5 protein-coding genes are annotated in these 5,164 nt (G+C 61.9%); 3 read left to right on the top strand and 2 right to left on the bottom strand.

Features of this window, described 5'->3' with window-relative positions; translation table 11 throughout:
• The 3 genes from VGE27_RS03905 to VGE27_RS03895 form a co-directional block, all read left to right on the top strand.
• Positions 1–190: DsbA family protein (locus tag VGE27_RS03905; protein WP_331048324.1), on the top strand; the 190-nt coding region annotated here is incomplete at its 5' end.
• A gap of 38 nt (positions 191–228) precedes the next feature.
• Positions 229–1,566, top strand: a complete 1,338-nt coding sequence (locus VGE27_RS03900; protein WP_331048323.1) for a 3-deoxy-D-manno-octulosonic acid transferase — start codon at positions 229–231, stop codon at positions 1,564–1,566.
• 112 nt (positions 1,567–1,678) lie between these two features.
• A complete protein-coding gene (locus VGE27_RS03895) occupies positions 1,679–2,188 on the top strand; it encodes a hypothetical protein (RefSeq protein WP_331048322.1) in 510 nt (169 codons plus the stop codon).
• A gap of 65 nt (positions 2,189–2,253) precedes the next feature.
• Here VGE27_RS03895 and VGE27_RS03890 read toward each other — a convergent pair whose 3' ends face one another.
• Positions 2,254–3,759, bottom strand: coding sequence for a RagB/SusD family nutrient uptake outer membrane protein (locus tag VGE27_RS03890; protein ID WP_331048321.1), 1,506 nt, complete (start codon positions 3,757–3,759; stop codon positions 2,254–2,256).
• A 28-nt stretch (positions 3,760–3,787) separates the two neighbouring features.
• The coding region (locus VGE27_RS03885) for a hypothetical protein (protein WP_331048320.1) at positions 3,788–5,164 on the bottom strand (1,377 nt) is incomplete at its 5' end.

Here is a 5,164-nt window from a genome sequence, read left to right as displayed (position 1 = left end):
GCTGGTACAGGCCGACATCCAGCAGGCCTCGCAGGCTGGCGTGCAGTCCACGCCATCGTTCGTGGTGGGTGAGTTCATGTTGAGAGGCGCCGTGCCTTATCCTGACTTCGCCAATGCCATCGATACCGCCTTGGTGATGTTCAAGAAGCGCATGGCCGCCGGTGGCGCTGCGCCCACTCCCGGTCGATAGCACGACGCCTCCTCGGTTTCACCTTCACCTCGCGGCTCGTGCATCCGTTGCTGCGCCCGTTCTATTCTGGGATCGCGAGCTTCGCTGCGGCTCTGACTCCGGTCGCGGATAGCGTTGCGGCTATCGCAGCCCCGCGTTCCAGCAACAAGCTGCTGCGAACGTTCCGGGTACGGCGGCGGGCGCTCGAACGGTGGGAACAGCAATGCATTGCCGAGCGAGATCGTTCCCGTCCGCTCGTGTGGATGCACGCGCCATCGGTGGGTGAAGGGTTGCAGGCGCGTCCAGTGGCTCATGCGCTGAAGGCGCGGCATCCGGATTGGCAGCTCGCGTACTCGTGGTTTTCGCCGAGCGCCGAATCGTTTGCCTCGAGTATCGGCGCAGACCTGTCAGGCTATCTGCCCTTCGATACGGTCGAGGCGGCCGATCGCATGCTGAAAGCACTCGAGCCCTCGGCGCTGGTATTCGCGAAGCTCGATATCTGGCCCGCGCTGGTGGAACGGGCGATGGCGCGCAGCATACCCGTGGCGTTGATCAGTGGCACCGTGGCGCCACGCTCCGGACGGCGTAGCCCATTCGCCCGCGCGCTCCTCGGAGACGCATACCGAGCGCTCAGTGCGGTGGGTGCCATCGACGATGAGCACGGTGCACGTCTCATCGAACTTGGCGTGCGTCCGGACGTCCTGCATCGCACCGGAGACACGCGCTTCGACCAGGTATGGACACGAGCACAGCGTGTCGATCGCGCGTCGCCCATGCTGCGAATGTTGGCGAGTGATCGCGCCACGCTGGTGGCAGGTTCCACCTGGCCAGCCGACGAGCAGGTGCTTTTGCCCGCATGGAAGGCACTGCATGCTCAGCACTCATCGGCACGACTCATCATCGCGCCACATGAGCCTACGGCCGAGCATGTCGATCCCATTCTTGCCTGGGCCCGTACATCGGGGTTACGGCACACCACACTCAGTGAGCTCGAGCAGCGGACAGCGGATCAATTCATTGATGTCATTGTCGTGGACCGCGTCGGTGTGCTGGGCGACCTCTATGCTCTCGCCACAGCGGCGTTTGTCGGTGGTGGTTTTCATGCCGCTGGCCTGCACTCGGTCATTGAACCCGCGGCCTTTGGCGCACCCGTCATCTTTGGCCCGCGCCACGACATGAGCCGTGAAGCCGGTTTGCTGTTGGCAGCCGGCGGCGGCGCCGTGGTGACAGACGCCGCGTCCATGCAACAGCAGCTCAATGCCTGGCTGTTCGACAAATCCCTTCAGGTCGCGTCGGGGGCGTCAGCGCGTCATGTGGTGGAGATAGAGCGCGGCGCCACTGAGCGCTCAGCGGCGCTGATTGAAGAACTGGTGACCGGTGATTGGGCGGCGTCCTGACGCACCACCGTGGGACTAACGAACGACCTGGGGTGAGACGTATCTTCTCCGTCCAGCGGATTTCAATGACTGAAAACGCAGTTCCCAGTCCCTCTTCGACGGGAGGCTTCTGATGTCACACCGTGTTCAACTGTCCGCTGCACTGGCGGGCGCCTTGTTGCTCTTGGCCCAACCAAGTGCCGCACAGGACTCGGTGAAGGTGATGCAGGCGCGTACGTACGACGGCCAGTTCCGGCCCATCCAGCAAACCTCTGGTGGCGTGGGCATGCGCGGATCGCAGCGGATCTTTGGACAGGTGCGGATCGTGTTTCGCGAGAGCACCGATCGTTCCCGCGTCACGCTGATGATCAACACCAGCCTCAACCAGACAGAAATTCTCAACTGGTCGGCCAATCCGGGCCGATGCGGGAGCGGAACACCCGCTTTCATGCCCATCGCGCAGTTTCCAGGCATCGAGATGGGCACAAATGGTCGTGGCGAGATCGACGTACAGGAGATGCAGCTGGTCATTCCGCCAGGGTCCGGGAACGTTCACGTGAACGTGTACCGCGGCGGGACGGGTCTCGAAAACGTCATCGCCTGCTCGAATCTCAAGCTTGTCGAAGAGAAGAAAAAGAAGTGAACACAAAGCAGAACGGGTGCCCGGCGTATGCCGGGCACCCGTTCTGCTTTTCTGGACAGTGCGACTCAGTTTCCGCCAAACGTGTAGTACGGCAGCTGCAGTGTTTCGAGCTCCTTGCCCGGGATGGGCAACTGCCGGAAACTGAGGGGCTGCAGCGAGTCAGTGCGCCGGCGATCGAACAGGCCCAGTGCATTGGTGTTGAGCAACTCCACCTCACGCTCGTAGCTGATGGCATCGAGCAGCGCCGCCTGCGTTGCGGCCACCGGAGCCAGACCACCACGCGTCACGCGGGTCTTGTTGACGAGCGTCGCCGCGCGGTTGAGATCACCACCCGTGCGAGCCAGCGCTTCGGCGATAATGAGATCATTTTCGGCGGCAAGCACATACGGCATCGCTTTGCCCGCATGATTGGCCGTGGCCACCGAGAACGAGATGTCGCGATAGCGGCGGTGATAGTACGGCGACTGCATGTAGATGCCGCGAGCCGGGTCACCCAGCACTGTGCCGAGGTATACGTAGTCGGACGTGATGCCGGTGAGACATGCAGCGGGCTGCCCGGCACCCGTGCACGGCGTGGTTACCGCGGTCAAACGTCGATCATTCGACTGCGGGGCAACGTTGGTGCCGGCATACTTGACCGGCACATTCGGCGCCATGCGGTTGATGAGACGCTGATCGACACGCAGCCACGAATCGTAGTTGCCGTACAGCGTGACATAGCTGTACCACACGTTGCCGCCGTCCGATACGACGCTGAAGTCGATATCGGTCAGACCGGTTCCAGTGAGTCCCTTGTCCGCATACGAGAGCACCCGCGCCCAGCTCGTCGCCGAGTTTTCCTGGGCCGTGCGTGCCGTCAGCATGAGTGTACGAGCCGCCATGGTGTTGGCGATACGGGCGATGTTGGCCGCCGTTTGCGGCACCGTGAGCGGCATCGCATCGGCATCCCACGACCAGGTCTTTCCAGTCGCGAGCGTAATGAGCGCATCCCATGACTTGAGCGCCGAGTCACGCACCGCGGTGTAAGGAACGAGCTCCGGCGCCTTGGTCATGTCCGAACGCTCTGTCACTACGAAAGACTTGTCGAAGAGCAGAGCGAGATTGGTCAGCGATGCGGCTTGAGCGAACAGCGCTGCGGCCTGGGTCTTTTCGGTTCCAGACGCACCCGGAATCACCGTACCGCCGGCAATGGCACGAAGCGCGTCGTTGGCAGCGCCCAGTGCACCATAGGTCCGATCCCATGGACGCGATGAGACCAACGCGTCAGCGCCTGACGAGATGTTGTTGTAGGCAATGCGCGGCTCCACGTTGTTGAAGCGCATGCCGAAGTTGCCGAAGTTGGCGGTCAGCACGTCGGCGGTCACCTCCAACGCCATCGTCGGCTCGTAGTGTGTGGCAGCCAGATACCAGGAGTTCACCGCTGACTTACCGATCTTCGCCACGTCGGCCGGGCTGGCCAGCGCACGCGAGATATCCGGGTTGTTCGGATTGGATACGTCCAGTTCCGCACAGGCCGCAACAGACAACATTGCGACCGGCGTGAGGATCGATCGAAGAATGCGATTGTTCACGAGTATGCTCCGTAATTGATCAGCGGGTTCAGAACGACACGTCGATCATCGCCGTGATCGTGCGGAAATTCGGATAACGGAAGCCATCGATGCGGAAGTTGAAGTCACCACCCGACGTCGCTTCCGGGTCGAAGCCCGTGTACTTGGTCCAGGTCATCAGGTTGCGGCCAACCACCGACACCTTGAAGCCCTGCGACAGGCGGCTCATGCCCACCTTGCTCAGCAGCGCGGGGGTGAACTGGTAAGCCACGCTCAGTTCGCGCAGACGCGCGTAGCCGCCGTTCTCGACGAAGTAGGAGTTGGCGTTGATGCCGTCGTAGAGACCGCTGGAGTACCAGGCGAGCGGGCGACGCTCCGCTTCCGGGCGGTTGCCCTGACCCTGCACACCATGACGGCCGTCCTGGAACATCCACTGCTTGGTGAAGTTGTAGAGATCACCACCCTTCACGCCGTCGATGAGGGCATACACCGACAGATTCTTGACCCGCAGTGTCTGCGTGAAGCCGAACGAGAAATCGGGGTTCACATCACCGATCACGACCTGGTTGTTGCCGCTCGCATCCAGGTAGGCAACCGGCGCTTCAGTGGCCGTTCCCAGTGCACTCTTCAGCACGACGTAACCGTCGCTGTTCACCACGTACAGGTTCGGGTCCTTCTGCTGCTGGGAGACTTCTTCCAGCGTGCGCAGCCACCGCTTGCCGTAGATGATGCCGAGCGGCTCGCCTTCCTTGTAGAAGAAGACGTTCTGGTTCTGACCTTGGCCCGTGAACGTCACGCGATAGGGAGCACGACCAAGTTTCTCAATCCGCTGCCTGGTCCGGTCGCCGGTGAGGCCCACGGAGTAGCTCACGTTTGGGCTGTCCCACAATCGCGACTGCAGGGAAAGCTCCCAGGTCTTCGCCGAGATCGTCGCGGCGTTCTGAATCTGCGACGTAAAACCACCCGACTGGGCCAACGACAACGGGACACTCAGGAAGGCATCCTGCGTGTTGCGCGATGCATACACCACCTCGGCATCGAACTTGTCCAAGAACGTGACGTTCAGGCCATACTCGTCTTCCGTCTGCGTGGCGGGCTTGAGGTTCTTGTTCCCCAACTGCGCCTTGGTGATCTGGCCCTGCGAGACAGAATACGTCTCGTATTGATCGTAGAATCCAGGGCGGACACCTGCCGTTCCACGCGAAGCGCGGATGCGGCCTTCCTGAATGCCGGGGATCTGCAGGTCTTCGTTCCAGCGCCACGAACCGGACACACGATAGAAGCTCGCCCAGCGGGTCGCCGCGCCGAACAGTGAGGACGCGTCACGACGCACGAGGAAGTCGGCGATGTACTTGTCCTTGAAGTCGAGCGTCTGCGCCAAGAAGTAGTTCTGCGCATTGCGGGTCGTGAGTGAGGAACCCACGGT

The organism is Gemmatimonas sp. (genome assembly GCF_036405635.1).
GTDB lineage: Bacteria > Gemmatimonadota > Gemmatimonadetes > Gemmatimonadales > Gemmatimonadaceae > Gemmatimonas.
This window is presented reverse-complemented; position numbering and strand designations above follow the sequence as displayed.